Source organism: Methylomusa anaerophila, assembly GCF_003966895.1.
GTDB lineage: Bacteria > Bacillota > Negativicutes > Sporomusales > Sporomusaceae > Methylomusa > Methylomusa anaerophila.
In genome coordinates, this window is record NZ_AP018449.1 from 3,249,467 (window position 1) to 3,267,671 (window position 18,205).

At 43.1% G+C, this 18,205-nt stretch carries 20 protein-coding genes; 19 read left to right on the forward strand and 1 reads right to left on the reverse strand.

Going from position 1 to position 18,205, the window contains the following annotated elements; all coding sequences use genetic code 11:
* The first annotated feature begins 10 nt into the window (after positions 1 to 10).
* From MAMMFC1_RS14640 to rimI, 19 genes are all read left to right on the forward strand, one after another.
* Positions 11 to 952, forward strand: coding sequence for a hypothetical protein (locus tag MAMMFC1_RS14640; protein ID WP_126309194.1), 942 nt, complete (start codon positions 11 to 13; stop codon positions 950 to 952).
* 10 nt (positions 953 to 962) lie between these two features.
* Positions 963 to 1,448, forward strand: a complete 486-nt coding sequence (locus MAMMFC1_RS14645; protein ID WP_126309195.1) for a hypothetical protein — start codon at positions 963 to 965, stop codon at positions 1,446 to 1,448.
* Entirely contained in the window at positions 1,435 to 3,504 is a 2,070-nt protein-coding gene (locus MAMMFC1_RS14650; RefSeq protein WP_126309196.1) for a hypothetical protein, read from the forward strand. Before MAMMFC1_RS14645 ends, MAMMFC1_RS14650 begins: the two co-directional genes overlap by 14 nt.
* Before the next feature lie 312 nt (positions 3,505 to 3,816).
* Entirely contained in the window at positions 3,817 to 5,910 is a 2,094-nt protein-coding gene (locus MAMMFC1_RS14655; RefSeq protein ID WP_126309197.1) for a thioredoxin domain-containing protein, read from the forward strand.
* Positions 5,911 to 5,953: 43 nt separating this feature from the next.
* Positions 5,954 to 6,475 (forward strand): ferritin, encoded by a 522-nt coding sequence (locus MAMMFC1_RS14660; protein ID WP_126309198.1) that lies wholly within the window; start codon positions 5,954 to 5,956, stop codon positions 6,473 to 6,475.
* Positions 6,476 to 6,796: 321 nt separating this feature from the next.
* Positions 6,797 to 7,579 carry a flagellar motor stator protein MotA gene (gene motA, locus MAMMFC1_RS14665; protein ID WP_126309199.1) on the forward strand — a complete coding sequence of 261 codons (783 nt, stop codon included), beginning with the start codon at positions 6,797 to 6,799 and terminating at the stop codon, positions 7,577 to 7,579.
* Positions 7,579 to 8,346: a flagellar motor protein MotB gene (locus MAMMFC1_RS14670; protein ID WP_126309200.1), complete on the forward strand. Its 768-nt coding sequence runs from the start codon at positions 7,579 to 7,581 to the stop codon at positions 8,344 to 8,346. Before motA ends, MAMMFC1_RS14670 begins: the two co-directional genes overlap by 1 nt.
* A gap of 162 nt (positions 8,347 to 8,508) precedes the next feature.
* Complete coding sequence (gene acpS / locus MAMMFC1_RS14675; RefSeq protein WP_126309201.1) at positions 8,509 to 8,919, forward strand: holo-ACP synthase; 411 nt, start codon at positions 8,509 to 8,511, stop codon at positions 8,917 to 8,919.
* Complete coding sequence (locus MAMMFC1_RS14680) at positions 8,888 to 10,456, forward strand: NAD(P)H-hydrate dehydratase (protein WP_126309202.1); 1,569 nt, start codon at positions 8,888 to 8,890, stop codon at positions 10,454 to 10,456. Before acpS ends, MAMMFC1_RS14680 begins: the two co-directional genes overlap by 32 nt.
* A gap of 114 nt (positions 10,457 to 10,570) precedes the next feature.
* On the forward strand, positions 10,571 to 10,846 hold the full coding sequence (locus tag MAMMFC1_RS14685; RefSeq protein WP_174234380.1) for a CopG family ribbon-helix-helix protein: 276 nt from the start codon (positions 10,571 to 10,573) through the stop codon (positions 10,844 to 10,846).
* 4 nt (positions 10,847 to 10,850) lie between these two features.
* The gene (locus MAMMFC1_RS14690; RefSeq protein WP_126309204.1) at positions 10,851 to 11,201 is read left to right on the forward strand and encodes a type II toxin-antitoxin system PemK/MazF family toxin; all 351 of its coding nucleotides are present in this window, start codon (positions 10,851 to 10,853) and stop codon (positions 11,199 to 11,201) included.
* A gap of 343 nt (positions 11,202 to 11,544) precedes the next feature.
* A complete protein-coding gene (locus tag MAMMFC1_RS14695; RefSeq protein WP_174234381.1) occupies positions 11,545 to 12,420 on the forward strand; it encodes a ComEC/Rec2 family competence protein in 876 nt (291 codons plus the stop codon).
* 4 nt (positions 12,421 to 12,424) lie between these two features.
* Positions 12,425 to 12,649 carry a DUF3006 domain-containing protein gene (locus MAMMFC1_RS14700; RefSeq protein WP_126309205.1) on the forward strand — a complete coding sequence of 75 codons (225 nt, stop codon included), beginning with the start codon at positions 12,425 to 12,427 and terminating at the stop codon, positions 12,647 to 12,649.
* 137 nt (positions 12,650 to 12,786) lie between these two features.
* On the forward strand, positions 12,787 to 13,959 hold the full coding sequence (locus tag MAMMFC1_RS14705; protein ID WP_232035469.1) for an N-acetylmuramoyl-L-alanine amidase: 1,173 nt from the start codon (positions 12,787 to 12,789) through the stop codon (positions 13,957 to 13,959).
* Entirely contained in the window at positions 13,959 to 14,549 is a 591-nt protein-coding gene (locus tag MAMMFC1_RS14710) for a GerMN domain-containing protein (RefSeq protein WP_126309206.1), read from the forward strand. Before MAMMFC1_RS14705 ends, MAMMFC1_RS14710 begins: the two co-directional genes overlap by 1 nt.
* Before the next feature lie 227 nt (positions 14,550 to 14,776).
* On the forward strand, positions 14,777 to 15,775 hold the full coding sequence (gene thiL, locus MAMMFC1_RS14715) for a thiamine-phosphate kinase (RefSeq protein WP_126309207.1): 999 nt from the start codon (positions 14,777 to 14,779) through the stop codon (positions 15,773 to 15,775).
* A 10-nt stretch (positions 15,776 to 15,785) separates the two neighbouring features.
* A complete protein-coding gene (gene tsaE, locus MAMMFC1_RS14720) occupies positions 15,786 to 16,262 on the forward strand; it encodes a tRNA (adenosine(37)-N6)-threonylcarbamoyltransferase complex ATPase subunit type 1 TsaE (RefSeq protein WP_126309208.1) in 477 nt (158 codons plus the stop codon).
* Positions 16,255 to 16,974 (forward strand): tRNA (adenosine(37)-N6)-threonylcarbamoyltransferase complex dimerization subunit type 1 TsaB, encoded by a 720-nt coding sequence (gene tsaB, locus MAMMFC1_RS14725; protein ID WP_126309209.1) that lies wholly within the window; start codon positions 16,255 to 16,257, stop codon positions 16,972 to 16,974. Before tsaE ends, tsaB begins: the two co-directional genes overlap by 8 nt.
* 147 nt (positions 16,975 to 17,121) lie before the next feature.
* Positions 17,122 to 17,598 carry a ribosomal protein S18-alanine N-acetyltransferase gene (rimI, locus tag MAMMFC1_RS14730; RefSeq protein WP_324332429.1) on the forward strand — a complete coding sequence of 159 codons (477 nt, stop codon included), beginning with the start codon at positions 17,122 to 17,124 and terminating at the stop codon, positions 17,596 to 17,598.
* 394 nt (positions 17,599 to 17,992) lie between these two features.
* Here the strand turns inward: rimI and MAMMFC1_RS14735 are convergent, their stop codons facing one another.
* Complete coding sequence (locus tag MAMMFC1_RS14735) at positions 17,993 to 18,193, reverse strand: alpha/beta-type small acid-soluble spore protein (protein ID WP_126310632.1); 201 nt, start codon at positions 18,191 to 18,193, stop codon at positions 17,993 to 17,995.
* Between the last annotated feature and the right edge of the window lie 12 nt (positions 18,194 to 18,205).

An 18,205-nucleotide genomic window follows, 5' to 3' on the forward strand; every position in this document is an offset into this window, starting at 1 on the left:
AGGATGTCCATTGCTTGAATTTATCAATGAAGATATGGACGGGAAGTCGTGGGAAGAACTTTGTGATAAGTGTCTCAGAATGCGTTATCAAAAAGATGGGTATCAGCGTGTTCCAGCTACATATGGTGGCGATTATGGGATAGAGGCCTTTACAAGTACTGGAATTGTCTTTCAATGTTACTATCCTGAATTGAATTATTCTGACAGTGAGTTGCATAAGCACTTGCAGACGAAAATTAGAAATGATATTGCAAAGTTATTAGCAAATGGAGATGGATTTAAAAAGCTAGGTATACAACAAATTACTGAATGGCATTTGATTACACCTGAATATAAAGACAAAGCAATTATTGAATACTGTGCTAAGAAAAGAAAAGAAATTTTAAAAGAGAAGAACGAAAAAAATTTGGATTATATTGACGATAATATAAAAATTTTAGTAAAAGTTGAAAGAGATTTTCGTAGAGAAATTTGTGATATCATTTTTATTAGCAGAGACTATAAATGGAATCTTGCCCTCCGTCATACTGGAAATGTAGATTGGTCTCAATGCTCTGCTGAAAAAGTGCAAAATATAAAAAGAAAAATCAGAGCAATAATGCCTGATAAAGGTGATCCTACTTGGCAGGCAAGGCATAATAGGCTAGTTGATCAATATGGAAGTTATTATATTCAAGGCATGACACTATTGCGCAAATTACAGGCTACAGTTCCCGATATGTATGAAAAAATATTTTATTTGGAACAAATATGTAGAAGACAAGTGCAGATGAAATGCGACTTGCATGAAGATAATTCAATTAACAAACAAGTGTTTCTTGAAATGCTCAATGAATTTGACGAAAAAATTGCAAGTGAATTTGGCGAGATAATAACATCGGCGTCAAGGGCTGAGCTTCGAAATGAATTGGTTAGTGCATGGCTGGCAGATTGTCCGATGGATTTTAGATAAGGGGACTCTTATGAACGTATTGTTGCCAGAAAACATAGATAAAATACGAATGGTGAAGCGGCCTGTAGCCGTTCCTTATAATTATAGAATTATGTACAAACTTGCTCAGATTGTACTGATCATGGCGAAGTGCTGTATTAATAAAGGCTGCTCAATGCAAAAAGTGCAAATGATATCATCAGGACTAAGTTCAAAAGATGAATTTGATAGATTACGTTCATTTATCGAAGGTAAGATGCAGTATCCGATCATTAGATATGATCCAAGCATAAATAGAGCAATAGTATATGCTTTAGCAGAAAAACTACTTTTTAAACAAGGAAACGGTCTTTTTCGTTTAACTCCTAAAGGAAAAGAGTTCGCTAGTGCGTTGGAGATAGATGAACCGATAATGGCATTAGAGAAGGACTATTTACGTGAAATATCAAATCGATTAACCGAGGATAAAATTAAGAGCGTAATTGCAGACTGGAGAACGTTTGATGTTCAAAATTAATCGCTTGAAAATAATTGTGAAAACCAATGATGGAGATTTCGGATTTGACGAATCCTTTCATGAAAGAATTAATTTTGTTGCTAGTTTTGAAAATACTAAGGGAAAAAGTTCTGCTATAGAAGCAATCTATTATTGCTTAGGATTTGAAGAATTAATAGGTGGAAAAAACGATCACGCCCTTAAACCAGTCTTTCGTAAAACTTTAGAATTTGATGGTGTTCAGAAAAATGTTCTTGAGTCGAATTTTTATTTGGAGATTAAAAACATACAAGGGAAAGTAATTACGGTATATCGAACGGCAAACAAAGATAATGTGAGCCCAACATTAATATCCGTTTTTGATGGTGATATTAATGATGCACTTGTGGGCAAGGTCATATATGAGGATATGTATGTTCACCAACCCGGTTCTGCAACAAATGCGAGAGGATTCCATAGATTTTTGGAAAGCTTTTTAGGTTGGAAGCTACCAGAAGTGCCAACCTTTGATAACAATGATCGAAAACTCTATATCCAAACTGTGTTTGCGGCGACATTTATTGAACAGAAACGCGGATGGTCAAATATTCTTGCAACAATACCTACAAATTTTCGAATTAAAGACGTTCGGCAAAGAGTAATTGAATTTATCATCGGGCTACATACATTGGAAAATGAACGTTGTAAACAGAAATGCAAAGCAGAGGAGAATAGAATTAAGCACGCTTGGTGTACTTTATTCTCAGATATCAATTCATTAATAGCTCCTTACCAAATTTATATTCAAGGAATACCAAGTCAGCCAGAAATTCTAAGTGATGAATTTTCTCAATGCATTAATTTTTTGAAGAAACAAGTAGATCAGCCAGATATTTATTTAGATCAGTATCTTAAGGGATTAGAAGATAAGTTGATTGCATTACGTAATTCCAATTTAAGGGTTGTAGATAATTCAGAAGAACTGCAGGAAGAACTTGCTATTTCGAAAGAAAAGGCCAAAGAACTTGAGCAATTGATAGATGAACAGAGAGATAAACTTATTCTTGAAAGTGATGCTATTATTGAACTTAAAAAAAGTTTTGAGATTATCAATAAGGACTTGCAAAATAATAAAGATGCTCAGAAAATCAAGAAGATGGGTTCTACTCAAGACTGGTATGTTAATAAAGATATTTGTCCTACTTGTCATCAGAAAATTGATGACAGTCTATTGCCACAAAGTTTTGATTATAACTTGATGAGTATAGATGCGAACATAGAGAATTTACTTTCACAAAAAGCAATGCTTGAGTTTGGCTTAAATGGTCATAGAAAAAATGTTGATCTTTTAAGGGAAAACATTCAAGAACTAGAAAAGGATTTAGTATGCATTCGTAGGATTATCAGATCTATAGTCAACGATATATATTCAACAGATAATAGTATTAGTGAAACAATTGTATATAAAAAACTTATGTTTGAAAATCAAATTGAGCAGATTCAACTTGCTCATAATCGTATTCTCGAATTAATTCCTTCTTTTAGACAATTATCTATTGACTGGAAAAGTATGCTTTCCGAGAAAAAATCATTACCGCAAGACAAATATAGTGAATCTGATTTACGTTGCCTAAAAAGTTTCGAAGAAACTTTTAGAAAGAATCTAAAAGACTATGGTTATACGAGTTTCACCAACATTCATGACATAGAAATAGCAAAAGATAATCTGCAACCAACAGTTGCTGGTTTTGACATGAAGTTTGACTCATCTGCTAGTGATCATATTCGAGCAATATGGGCTTTTACAACAGCTTTACTAATGACCGCTAAAAAATGTGGAGGGAATCATCCAGGCATACTTATTTTTGATGAACCAGACCAACAAAGTACGATTGTTAAAGATATGGAACACTTTTTAGCAAGTTTAACGAAACTCAATGCCCAAGTAATTATTGGCATTACTTTAAAAGATGAAGAGATCAAAAGCGTTTTGTCGAGAATCGATCAGAATATTTGCAAGATAATTTTGATTGACAAAAAAGTGATAGCTCCTATTGCTTCGATAGAATTAAAGGAAAATGAGAATGAGGATGAATGATACTGGTCTGTCGTAATACCTATTACAATTTTGAAACCAAAAATCACGATGGTAACAGCCAAAATACTAACAAACCCTAGCACACTTAATTACCGGCAAGAGTCCACGGCAATTACATCAGGTGTATAATCCTGTGTATAGAAAGACGTTTAGTATTTTTGGAGGACATATAAAATTTCACATTGACTTACCACAACATTCCAATTAGAATAAAAATAACATCTAAGTAATAATAACTATCCATTATCTTGCGTATGTAAAACCAACCATAAGCAAATCCTAAAAGATAGCTATGAAAACGAGGTGAAGCGAATGTCTGAGAAGCACGTTAACCACCTGGCGAATGAGAAGAGTCCGTATTTATTGCAGCATGTACATAATCCAATAGATTGGTATCCGTGGGGCGAAGAAGCGTTTGCCAAGGCGAGAGAAGAAGATAAGCCGGTATTTTTTAGTTGTGGCTATAGTACGTGCCACTGGTGCCATGTCATGGAAAGGGAATCATTCGAGGATGAGGATGTGGCGGCATTATTGAACCGATATTATGTGGCGATTAAAGTTGACAGAGAAGAACGGCCTGATGTCGACCATATCTATATGTCGGTATGTCAGGCGGTTACCGGTCAGGGAGGCTGGCCTCTGACCATTGTAATGACGCCGGCAAAGGTACCGTTTTTTGCCGGTACGTATTTGCCGAAACATGCCCAATGGGGCAAACCCGGTCTCCTGGAGGTTTTATCCATGCTGAAGGAACAATGGGACCAAAACCGGGAGAAAATTGAAGAAATCGGGGTAAAATTAGTTCAATCTATTAGGCTGCAGCGTAAAATGCGCTCAGACTCTAAGGAGCAAATGTCCCTGGCTACATTAGAAAAGGCATTCAACCAATTATTAAATGATTTTGATCCCAACTACGGCGGGTTTGGCCCGGCGCCGAAGTTTCCTACTCCCCACAATCTAATGTTTCTATTGCGCTATTGGCGAAGAACAGGAGACAAAAAAGCTATTGCCATGGTGCTGAAGACTTTGGACGCCATGAGCCGGGGCGGCATCTACGATCATTTAGGGTATGGCTTTGCGCGGTATTCCACAGATAATAAGTGGCTTGCGCCCCACTTTGAAAAAATGCTTTATGATAATGCCCTTCTATGCTACACGTTTGTAGAAGCTTATCAGGTCACAGGCGATCCGGACCTGGCCAAAATTGCGGAAGAGATTATTACTTATGTCCTGCGGGATATGACAAATGAGGCCGGGGCGTTCTATTCCGCCGAAGACGCCGATTCTGAAGGTGTGGAAGGAAAATTCTATGTTTGGACCAGAGAAGAGGTCATTCAAATTCTCGGACCTAAGTTGGGAGAATTGTTTGCAGACGTATATAATATTTCTCACACCGGCAACTTTGAACATGGGGTTAGCATATTAAACTTGATTGAGCGTGACTTATATGATTATGCAGTTAAACACAAGCTTGACATTAGCGAATTGGAGCGGCAGATGGCACAAGGGAGGGAGAAGCTATATTATGAGCGGGAAAAACGGATACACCCGTTCAAAGATGATAAAATCTTGACGGCATGGAACGGATTAATGGTAGCCGCCTTGGCGAAAGCAGGAAAAGCATTGCAAAAGACAGAATATATTGTTGCGGCTAAGCGGGCGGTAGAGTTCCTCTTTGCGCGACTGGTGCGATCTGATGGGAGGATTCTGGCGCGTTTCCGGGACGGAGAGGCTGCTCATTTGGGCTATGTGGATGATTATGCTTATTTGTTATGGAGTATCGTAGAACTTTATGAAAGCACTTTTGCGCCTCAATATCTGGAAAAAGCGCTGGAACTGTATGCTGAAATCAAAAGACTTTTCTGGGATGACGAACAAGGCGGATTTTTCTTTAACGGGGCTGACGGCGAACCTCTCCTTATCCGGCAGAAAGAAATATATGACGGGGCAATGCCGTCCGGCAACTCGGTTGCAGCATTGGCTCTGCTTAAATTGGGGCGGATAACGGAAAATAATGAGTTTTTCACTATGGCGGAAAAGATGTTTTCCTGCTTCAGCCGGGAAGTAATCTATTATCCCCGGGCCTATACTTATTTCTTGTTAGCCCTTGATTATTACCTGTCTGTGCCTTCACATATCGTAATTGCCGGGGACCCGGAAGACAAGGATGTTCAAGCTATGCTGAACTTTGTCAATAGAATGTATATCCCGAACGCTGTTGTATTGTTCAATAATCCTGCTTTAGCCGAGCAAAACCGAAAATTACTGCCGGCGATAACCGACCAGCCTGCGATTAACGGGAAAGCTACTGCGTATATTTGTGAAAACTTTACCTGTCAAAAGCCCATTACAAATTTTAGTGAGTTAGAAGTGGCATTAAAGGCCTACCTGATGGTTTCGGCTTAGCTTATTTCCTAATTTCATCCAAAAAGAAGGGGAGGAATACACTGTGATTAGTTCTAGAATGCAGAAAGCAATTAACAATCAGATTCAGGCTGAGATGTATTCGGCAAACCTGTATCTTGCGATGTCTGGTTATACCATGGCGCAGAATTTAAAAGGCTTTGCCAATTGGCTGAGAGTACAATACCAGGAAGAAACCATGCACGCGTTGAAACTGGTCGATTATCTCTTGAACCGTGGCGGAGAGTTGGAGCTTAAGCCTATTGACGCTCCTCCCACGGAGTTTGGAAAACCGGCGGAGCTTTTCGAAAAAGTTCTGGCCCATGAACAGGATGTTACTGGTTTGATTAACAAGCTTTATGAAGTTGCCGTAGAGGAGAAAGATATAGCGACTCAGATTTTCCTGCAATGGTATGTCACCGAACAGGTAGAAGAAGAGGCTTCCGCTTCTGAAATCATTGAACAGTTGAGAATGATTGGCGACAAAAACAGCGGAATCTTCTTCCTGGATAAGGAACTTGCCCAAAGGACTTTCCAGCCGCCTGCGGCAGAACCCAGTAAAAACTGAATTGAAATTACATCCGGGTATTAGGAACGCTTCGACGCTAGTTTAGCCTAATACCCGGATGGTCAATCCTTTAATGCGACATACATTATAGTATATAATATTAAGTCCTGTAAACGGTGAATATTAAAATTTGACATAATTCGATTTATAAATTAAAAATTTTGTCAATTTATGATAGTATTTACAATAATTTAATCCAAGTTCTGCTAATATTAGCAGGACTTTTTTAAATTTCATAGAATTATCGTTATTATTGTCATAAATTGCGAGATATCAATTTCAGTGTCGATTTTCGAGTCGATCTGATGGGAGGCAAAAATTTTGGAGATGTCAACATTAGTAGGTATTGTTATTGGCGTTACGGCTGTCACGGTAGGGATGGTGTATAAAGGGGCTAACTTAACAATTTTGATCAATCCGGCAGCTTTTATGATCATTATTGTGGGTACGGCCGCCAGTTTGTTTAATGCTTTTCCATTAGCTCAAATCAAGAAGTTTCCCATTTTGATGAAAAGACTATTCCAGCAGCAGAAACATATACCTAAGGCTGAACTCTTGAGAATGTTTGTCGAGTTGTCGCAAATAGCCCGGCGTGAGGGCATACTTGCATTGGAAAGCCGTCTGGAAGATATTAAGGACCCATTTTTGAAAAACGGCATGAACATGGTTATTGACGGCATGGACGTCGATTTTGTACGGGATGTATTAGACGCGGATATTGCGGCGATGGAGGAGCGCCATCGTGCCGGAGCGTTGATTTTCTCTCAGGCAGGCATGTATGCACCGACTCTGGGCGTTTTGGGCGCAGTCGTCGGTTTAATTGCCGCATTGGGCAACCTGGATGAAATGGATAAACTTGGACATGCCATTGCCGCCGCCTTCGTGGCCACTCTTTTGGGGATATTTACAGGATATGTGATGTGGCATCCTTTTTCAAATAAGCTTAAAATACAGTCGAGAGAAGAAATTGAAATTAAGCGGATGATGATCGAAGGCATATTGTCTTTACAGGCAGGAGATTCTCCGTTGGCTATTGAAGCCAAACTGATGGTTTTCATTCCCCAAGCTGAGCGTGCCCTTTTGAAACCGCGGGAGGAAACATAATGAATAAGAAGAATCACGGTGCGCCTCATGAGGAGCATGCGGACGAAACGTGGCTTATCCCGTATTCTGACCTTCTGACGTTGCTGTTGGCTCTGTTCATTGTATTGTTTGCTTCGGCCCAAGTTGATCAGAAAAAATTTGAACAGATGGCGCAGTCTTTTAGTGCTGCATTTAGCGGCGGTACTTCGGTTTTTGACAGCTCAAGCCTAGTCAAAACACCAAACGAACAGCAGCCGCCCAGTCAGCAGAGTACCTCCATCATGGGGACGATAAACGAACTGAGCGACAAATATATGCAGGAAACCGCCCTGCTTGCCGAAATTAAAAAGAAACTGGACCGCTACATTGGGGATAACGGTTTAGGCGGGGTTTTGACAACTCAGCTTACCGAAGAAGGGCTGTTGATTCGCATTCGGGACACTGCGTTATTTCCATCCGGCAGTGCCGACCTTCGTCCTGAATCTCTCCGCTTGGGGGCTGAAATCGCGAAAATGCTACTCCCAATCAGTCAAAAAATATCTGTTTCCGGGCATACGGATAATGTACCTATTAATACTTTTGAATTTCCTTCCAACTGGGAGTTAAGCTCCAAACGGGCCGTCAACTTTATGAAGTTTTTGCTTGCGCAGGAGCCAACGCTTAAATCTGAACGTTTTAGCGCTACCGGCTACGGTGAATACCGTCCGATCGTAACAAATGATACAGAGGAAGGTCGTTCCACCAACCGCCGGGTAGAAGTATTTGTCCAGCGAAACTACCGTATGTAATTTTGGCGACGTTTATTACATATAATCTATAAAAGGTAAAGAATCCCGCATTACGCAGGATTCTTTTATCTTTAGGGAATAAGCGAACTGCTAGCCTATGCTTTTATTTTCCATTTGTGGTACAATAATTTATAGAACAAGTAATATAAAGGTGAGTTACCAATGATTTTCGGAACTGGTATCGATATAGTAGAGACTAACCGTATTAAGAAGGCAATTCAGCATCGGCAATTCGTAGCCCGTGTCTTTACTCCCAGGGAACAGGAATATTGCGAAAGCCGCCACGTCCAAAGAGTTCAATCCTATGCCGCCCGCTTTGCCGGCAAGGAAGCTGTTGCAAAAGCTTTTGGCACCGGCTTTTCTGGCGGGACATTTCAAGATATTGAAATACTGCCTGATGTTAAAGGATGTCCTAAAGTAAGGTTGTGCGGAAGTTTCGCGGCAATGGCTGTGGAAACCGGTGTTACTCAAATATATCTGTCTTTGACTCATACCCGCGAATATGCTGCGGCTCAGGTTATACTTTGGCGAGGTGATAATAATGAAAGTGGCAACAGCGGCGCAAATGCGTGAAGCTGATTCTGCGGCCATACATGAGTACGGCATTTCCGGAGTTGTATTAATGGAAAATGCCGGCGTGGAAGTTGTTAGGCGCATAGAGGCTGTATTAGAAGCAGTTTCCGATAAAAAAGTTTGTATCTTAGCCGGAACAGGTAACAATGGCGGGGATGGGTACGTGATCGCCAGACACTTAGCGAATAGAGACGCAAAAGTAAAGGTATATCTCTTTGGTGAGAGAAGTGCAATATCCGGAGATGCCAAAACTAATTTGGATATTATTTTCAAAATGAGGCTTGAAATCTTGGAAATTAAGGAAAACGCCGGTACGCGTGAGTGGAATAAGCTGAAAATTGCTCTGAATTTAACCGACTGCATAGTGGACTCCCTTCTTGGAACAGGCTTTCACGGTGAAATTACCGGCAACTTGGCCCAGGCAATTGATATCATCAATCAATCAGGTAAGCCGGTAATTGCAGTAGACATACCTTCAGGAGTGAATGCGGACACCGGGCAAATCTCAGGAACTGCAGTGAAGGCAACTCACACGGTGACTTTCGCATTGCCCAAACCTGGCCTTTTCATGTACCCTGGTGCGGAATATGCCGGAGAGCTAACAATAGCTGATATTGGCATTCCTGCCGCAATATTATCTGATAACACAATTCGACAGAATATAATTACCTTAAATCTGGCCCGTGCCCTGTTTCCTAAACGTAATCCGACCGCACACAAAGGAGTCAGCGGCCGGGTAGGGGTAATTGCGGGCAGTGTAGGGCTGAGCGGGGCGGCGGCTATGGCTTCAATGGGAGCGCTTCGCGCCGGGGCGGGACTTGTTACATTAGGTATACCAGCAGGTCTAAACGCTATAATGGAAATCAAATTAACAGAAGTTATGACTGCGCCACTGCCCGAGACAGAAAAAGGGGGTCTTAGTCACGAAAGTCTTTCGGCAATAGTTGAAATGACCAAGGATAGCAATGTATTGGCAGTTGGTCCAGGATTGGGCAGGGAAGATGAAACAGCCGCTACCGTTCGGGGAATTATTTCCACAGCACAGTGCCCCTTGGTGATTGATGCGGACGGAATTAACGCGCTGGAAGGATATACAAGCATATTATCAGACTGCATTGCACTGCCTGTAATGACGCCGCATCCGGGGGAATTGACCCGTTTGACCGGCCTGTCCATATTGGATATAAACAGGGACCGGATGCAAGTGGCGCGTCGTTTTGCTGCCGAATGGGGTTGTATTCTGATATTGAAAGGCGCTGCTACAGTGGTTGCTTTTCCTGACGGCGAAATATTCATCAATACCACCGGCAACGCCGGTATGGCTACCGGCGGTACGGGCGACGTTCTTACCGGCATAATTGCCGGATTAATCGCGCAGGGTATATCCAGTCACGACGCAGCAATTTTAGGGGTATTTGTACATGGATTTGCCGGGGATATGGCTGCCCAATCCGGCATGATCGGGCTGGTCGCCGGCGATTTACTCAATGCTTTGCCGGCGGCAATTCAAAGTATTCAATATGGTGTTGATTGGTAATAATAGTCATAAGCATATAGCAGAAGAAAAGTATATAAAAAAGTTGACACTCTTCTATCAAGACTTATATAATATTACTATATCGAATGGCTGCATACTGGCGGGGGTGATGGTGTGGCAGAATTGAGGCGTATAATGATTAGTATCCCGAACACGTTGTTACAGGAAGTAGACGGCATAATAGCTATGGATAAGTTAAGTCGTAGTCAATTTGTCAGGGAGGCCATGAGGCTGTATATCGAAGAGCGGAAACGTAAAGCTGTTCGGGATATGATGAAGAAAGGTTATCAGGAAATGGCAGTTATCAATTTGGCTCTTGCCGAAGAAGGACTGCTGGCTGACGTAGAGACATTTGGAATGATGCCCGGCCTGATTGCGGAGAGTGAATAAAATCATGATCGTGAAACGCGGGGACATATATTATGCCAATTTAAGTCCTGTAGTAGGCTCTGAACAGGGAGGACACCGACCGGTACTGGTTATACAAAACGACGTGGGCAATAAGTATAGTCCGACTGTTATTGTTGCTGCTATTACGTCTCAGATTTCAAAGGCTAAATTGCCGACACACGTGGAAGTAACCGCCAAGCTGTATAATTTAGATAAAGATTCAGTTATTTTGCTGGAACAGTTAAGGACGATTGACAAGCGGCGCCTTAAAGAAAAAGTCACTCACTTGGGTGAAGAAATCATGGGGAAGGTAGACGAAGCTATTCGGATCAGTCTCGGATTAATACAACTTTAAAATATCTTATTTGACTTTATAGGCGGGCATACTGCCTATTTTTAGTTTTGCTGTTAACTCTCGGCTTAAAGGGGGGAACTGCTTATAAACCGCCATTTGCGTCGTTGCTTCTGCGGTCCTCACTCCAACGTACAACCAGTACGTTTGCGTTCCGGTCCTCGTCGCGCCTAGCAACTGACGATTTCTAAGCAGTTCGCGGCATTTGGTAACCTAAGTAGAGACACGGTCCTTGGATAAGTTCGGTAGGAATGATTACATATGTTGTATCCGCCAGGTAGCATGTTATGTTTATAGTATTCGTATTCGAGCAATCTGGTAGTAGGAACCGATTTGGGGGAGAAGAATGCTGAGTTTTAAGAGATTAATGTCAGGTCTGTTGGTCGTAGCATGTATTGTTGCTTCACTGGCAATTGCGGGTTGCGGAGTAGGCCAGGCAGGCGGGGGAGCGCCGCTTACCGTCAAAGTTTTGGATGTGGGCCAGGGGGATGCTATATTTATACGTACACCGGAACAGACGGTACTGATTGACACTGGGGATATTCCGGCTAGGGATAAACTGCTCGCTCATTTGAGGAATCAGGGGATAAGTGCGTTAGACAAGGTAATTATTACCCATCCTCATGCCGATCATTTAGGCGGTATGCCTGGTTTATTAGAAACTTTTACGGTAAAACAGATTTTTGACAGTGGACAAACAACTACTTCCGGTCTTTATCGTCAATATTTAGGGGCAGTTCAGAAAAAAAACATTCCTTTTAAAGTGGTAACGGCCGGGGAACTTATTGACTTAGGCGGCGGGGTGACATTAAAGGTATTGGCTCCCGGCAAGCCTTTTATCACCGGATCTGATTCTGATCTTAACAATAATTCAATAGTGACGCAATTGGTTTTTGGCGGCTTTTCAATGCTTTTGGCGGCGGACGCTGAGCAGCCGGCAGAAGACCGCATGCTTAAAAAGTATAGTTCCGGACTAAACAGTACTATTCTAAAAAGCGGCCACCATGGCAGCCGTACATCTTCATCCATGCCTTTTCTCCGGGCGGTCAATCCTGAAGTTGCTATTATTTCAGCGGGTGTAAACAACGAGTATCATCACCCGCATCCTGCAACACTAAAGAAGTATGCCGACCGGAAAATAAAAGTATATCGGACCGATACCGACGGCACTGTGACCATTACCAGCGATGGAAAGTCCTATCAAATTTCCAAGGAGAAATAGAAATATGAAATTACAGGCGGTTATTGACAGATTTGAGAGTAATAAAGCGGTACTATTGTTAGTTGATAAGGAGGACAGTGTTGTAATCTGGCCCCGGCACCATCTGCCGGAAGCGTCGGAAGGTGATATCATAGACATTGAAATAGTTATTAATGAAGACGCTACCCGGCAGGCTAAAGCCGAAGCCGATGCATTGCTAAAACAAGTATTGGAAAAAAATAATAAATAATCTACAAATATAGCAATTCACATAATTTTTACAGGCTTTTTACCCTAAGCCCTGCAGGATTTTTGACATTTGCCGCGAAAATATCTTTCAGGTAGTGCAGATAATGGGGGGAAATAGCGGGAACAGGAGGTGCCTTTGTGCAGCGTTTAATTGTGTGGGTTTTGTTAGCCATGTGGCTTATGATGCCTGGAGTTCTGGCGGCTGAAGCCAAAGCATCCGGTGCATCGCAGGCTACCAAGGCACCTGAAGTCAAAGCGGTAACACTTGCTTCGGCTCTTAAGCCGAATGCTGCAGGTAGTTCGTCCGAGACCAGCAAGAATATTGAGATTACAAATATTCGCTGGGCGAATCACACTGATTCTATCGCTGGAACCGACATGGTTCGCGTAGTGATGGATTCTTCAGGGCCGGTTGAGGCGGATGGAACGATTATCTCTGCTCCTACTCCCCGCCTGGTAGTGAATATAAAAGGGGCAAAACCGGGAACAATAAATAATAATATTGCCTTTGACGGTAAGATAGTTGACAAAGTTAGTGTTACTGCCAATGCCAATGATAATATTACCAAAATAGTGTTTGACCTGTCTACGACCATTGAGGATAATGGCTATAAAGTTTTTACATTACCCAGCAATGACCAGGCTAATAAATCTTTTCGGGTTGTTGTTGATATCAACAAGCCTCTTCCGATACCAAATTTTTCGTTTACTGCCGGTCTGAAAGATAAGGTTATTGTTCTTGATCCCGGGCATGGCGGTTCTGATCCCGGTGCTATCGGACCTAGTAAGACACAAGAAAAAATGGTTACCCTTGCAGTTGCGAACAATGTTAAGAACCTTTTGGAAAAAGCCGGTGCGGTAGTGGTCATGACTCGCCAAAACGATCGGGACGTATACGGACCCAATGCCAGTGCGGTAAATGAGCTGAAAGCCCGGACGACTGTTGCCAACAACCGTAAGGCTGATGTATTTTTAAGCATCCATGCCGACTCCTTCACTGACCGGTCAGCAGGCGGGACATCCACATACTATTATTCGAAAACCCTGTATGATGCAATGCTGGCGCGCTCTCTTCAAGCCAGTTTAATTGAAGCTGGACAATTGCAGGACCGTAGAGCCAATCCGGCCAATTTCTACGTGGTTAAAAATACACGTATGCCGGCGGCACTGGTCGAACTGGGTTTTATTTCCAATCCGCAGGAAGAAAAGCTGTTAAACTCACCTGATTTTCAGCAGAAAATATCATCAGGGATTGTAAATGGTCTGGAGCGATTTTTTAGTCAGGCGGCGAGATTGAGAGGTGGGGAATAATGCTTTATAAAACTAGATTGCTGCTACTGGCCGCAATGTTGTTGCTTGGCGTGATAATAGCCGGGTGTAGCGGTGGCGATGTTCCCACATCCCAGACAGTGCCGGACAGTTCATCCCAAACACCGGCTTCGGGTCTTGACTCTCAACCCGGCGGAACGTCAGAACACGGTACTGTACAAATTACTGTCTATTATTCTTCCAAAGACGGAATGTATTTAGTTCCTGAGGTGCATAAGCTGGATAAGGCAACCGTTGGCAAGCAACCTGCCCGTACCGCGATGGAAATCTTGCTCAAGGGCACTAAAAACCAAGAATTGGTTAGCCCTATTCCCAGCGGGACCAAGTTGAAGAACTTCAAAGTTAAAGACCATATAGCTTATGTGGATTTTGATGAAACGCTGGTGAAAAACCATACAGGAGGTTCCACGGGAGAAATAATGACAGTCGGCGCCATTGTCGACACTCTGACCGAGTTTCCGGAAATACAAAAGGTGCAAATATTAGTCGAAGGCAAAAAAGTTGATACTATCGCCGGGCACCTGGATACCAGCGAGCCGTTAGGCAGAACAGAAAACATAATAAAACGATAGATAATAGAAAAATAGAAAAGCAGCTTTAGCTACTTAATGGCTAAGGCTGCTTTTCGTTACTCCGAGGCAGGTGGAATTCCTCCGACCAAATACAACTTTTTTTTGTGCTGTGGTATACTAGCCATGCAGGAAATAATTACTGCAGGCAGAAAATAAAGTCAGGTGCTTAAGTCCTAGTGGTCTGGTATGGTTCTCATAACTACTACTGTGTGGAGGTGACTGCACTTTTGCAGCTGGAACAAGTTGGTGAGTTTGGACTTATACGTTTGCTGGCAACTGATACGATAAACGATCCGGCAACAGTGGTAGTTGGAATTGGTGATGATGCCGCGGTATTTTTACCTGCGGCGCGGCAACTCCAACTTTTAACAACCGACATGTTAGTGGAAAACATACATTTTGACTTAAAAACAACGACACCTTGGCAACTTGGATACAAGGCAATTGCCGTAAATTTAAGTGATATTGCCGCCATGGGTGGCGTACCGCGACAGGCGGCGGTGTCTCTGGCTTTGCCAAGAAATACTCAGGTCGAGTTTGTTGCCAACCTATATCAAGGAATGAAAGAAATCTGCCGTGAATTCGGTGTAAATATCGTGGGCGGCGACACTGTTTCCAGCCCTCAGGGGTTGGTTATCAACGTTGTTTTAACCGGAGAAGTTGAACCGGCAAATCTGGTTAAGCGCTCCGGAGCGCAAGCCGGTGATGTAGTGATAGTAACGGGAAACTTAGGGAATTCTGCCGCCGGCCTGGATATCTTAAATACAGAATGCTGGGAAGAATTCGATTTTGCCCGGCCGCTGGTGACAAGTCATCTTACGCCGCGTCCTCAGGTCAAGCTTGGGCAACTGTTAGCCGCTGCCGGAGCTTCCAGCATGAATGATATTAGTGACGGACTGGGGAGCGAGTCCCACGAGATTGCCAAAGCCAGCGGAGTTGGAATGGTCTTATATGCTGACAGAATACCTCTGTCCCAAGAAGCAATACAAGCTGCCGCCAAGTTTTCAAAAATACCGCTTAACTATGCCTTATACGGCGGTGAAGACTACCAGTTGCTCGTGACTATGCCACCGGATAAATTTGAGAGACTTCGTCACCAGGAACAATTGCGTCTAATTCTAATAGGAGAAGTTACTGAAGCCAAAGATGAAGTAATACTGATATATCCTGATGGTACTACCGAAAAAATTGAACCACGAGGCTACAATCACTTCAGGACTGATTAAGGGGGATACTATGGTTGTTGAGACTGTCTCGCCGGACACCACTTTTCAATTTGGGCAGAGTCTTGGCAGAATGCTAAGAGCAGGCGATGTGGTATGTTTGTCCGGTGACCTGGGTGCCGGGAAAACGCTATTGACTCAAGGAATAACCACCGGACTGGAAGTAGAGGAAATTGTGACCAGTCCGACGTTTAGCTTAATGAATATATATCAGGGAAAGGATGCAACCGGTGCTGCCCTGAATATCTATCATTTTGATTTTTACCGTCTGGAATCTGCCGCAGAACTTATTGATATCGGTTTTGATGAATATCTTTCGGCTAATGGTTTGATAATTATTGAATGGCCGGATCGTTTTAGAGATTACTTTCCTGACGAGTACCTTTGGATTGAGATTCAGGCTCATAGCGACGAACGTCGCCAATTAACTTTATTGGGATATGGTACTCGGTATAAGAAACTGTGTAAGGAGTTGAATCAAAATCGATAAGTATGTACTTGCGATTGACACAGCAACTCTAGTGTCCAGTATAGCTGTGGCTACGCCTGAAACTCTTATTGCCGAGTTGACACTTCAAGTCAGGAAGACGCATTCTGAACAGTTGATGCCTCACATTGCAAGCATTTTGGCAATGGCGGAAATAACCTGTGACCAGCTGGCAGCTATAGCTGTGAGTATTGGACCTGGATCCTTCACCGGACTGAGAATTGGACTTGCTACCGCAAAAGCGTTGGCTTACGCTCTTGCAATACCTATTTTGGGAGTGCCGACTCTCGCAGCGTTGGCTTATTCCTGCCCGCTGCCGGGAGTATACTTGTCGCCAATGCTGGACGCGCAGAAAGGCAATGTGTACCAAGCAATATTTGAATGGCGGGACGGTGAGCTGTGTGAAGTCATGCCTGCCCGGGTAGTGCCTTTTGCGCAGGCAAAAGACGAAATGAAAAATTTGCCGCAACCTACCTTTATCATGGGAGAGGCTGCGGTAATGTATCGCCAAGAAATTAATTTGCCGTTGTTGCCTCATGTCATTATGCCCCGGGCCGGTAGTGCAGCTATTTTGGCCCAAAAAATGTTGAGAGATGGGGTAACCCATGATGTTTATTCGTTAGAACCGCTGTACATCAGGCGCTCCGAAGCGGAGGAATTATGGGAAAAACGGCAAGCACAAGTATTCAGCCAAAAAGATGGGAACTGCTTATAAACCGCCATCTGCTTCGTTGCCTCTGCGGTCCTCACTCCGGCGTACGACCAGTACGCCTCCGTTCCGGTTCTCGATGCGCCTTGCATCTGACGATTTCTAAGCAGTTCGAGGCAGTCCATGGTTTGAGTCAATACTTGCAGGCTTTATGTGAAAGGTGAAAACATGGAAGAATTTCTGATCAGGAGAATGGTCGTTGACGATATTGATGCCGTACACGCCGTGGAGTGTCAGTCCTTCCTGACACCCTGGTCGCGGACGGCATTTGAAGAAGAGATGATATACAACGAACTGGCTCGTTACCTGGTAGTTGTTGCTAATTGCGAGGGTTTGTCTAAAATAGTTGGCTATGCCGGTATGTGGATAATTGTGGATGAAGCTCACGTTACCAATATTGCCATTTCCCCTGGTCATCGCCGATGCGGCTTGGGCCACCGGCTGCTGGAGGAACTCATTAAGCAAGCCAAATGTCAAGGCGCTAATTGCATGACGTTAGAAGTTCGTCCATCCAATATTGTGGCCAGACGGCTTTATGAACGGCGGGGATTTGTTGAACGCGGTATACGTCCGAATTATTATACAGATACCCAGGAAGATGCACTTATCATGTGGCTGGATAAATTATAATAAAAACGTGTTTCAAGAAACACGTAACCTTAATTAGGGAGTCTGTTTCAAAATGTTCAGATGCCCCCGTTGCATATGGCCTGCATCGTGCCGATTAGTTTTCTGCTACAGATAAGTTAGCATTAACAGACCGGGCGCGACGACGATTCTGATTTGGTTGGCTTAGCATAATAGTTTGTGCGGGGACGTGAGCGGAACAGTACAGAGAAGTACGTGGAGTGAGCGTCCGCAGGAGCAACAACGCAGATGGGCGTTTTGAAGCAGACTCAAAAAAAAAGCCACTCGCGTGGCTAAGGGTGATTGTGTATTGTAACTTATGCATGAACTGATAAAATGGTGACAAAGTAGAGCAGGGCGGCAAAGCCGCCCTGGTTTTACAGATATCTGCCTTACACTATTGCAGGGTAGATTCATACTGTTGAATCATCCTACGAACCATCTGACCGCCCACGCGACCACAGTCAGCAGAAGTCATAGTAGCCCAGCCTGAGGTACGCACGCGCTCGGATATACCCAACTCGTTGGCGATTTCCAATTTCATGCTGTCAAGTGCGTTTTCCGCAGTCGGATTAACAGGTTTTCTCGAGCGTGCCATCATATTACCTCC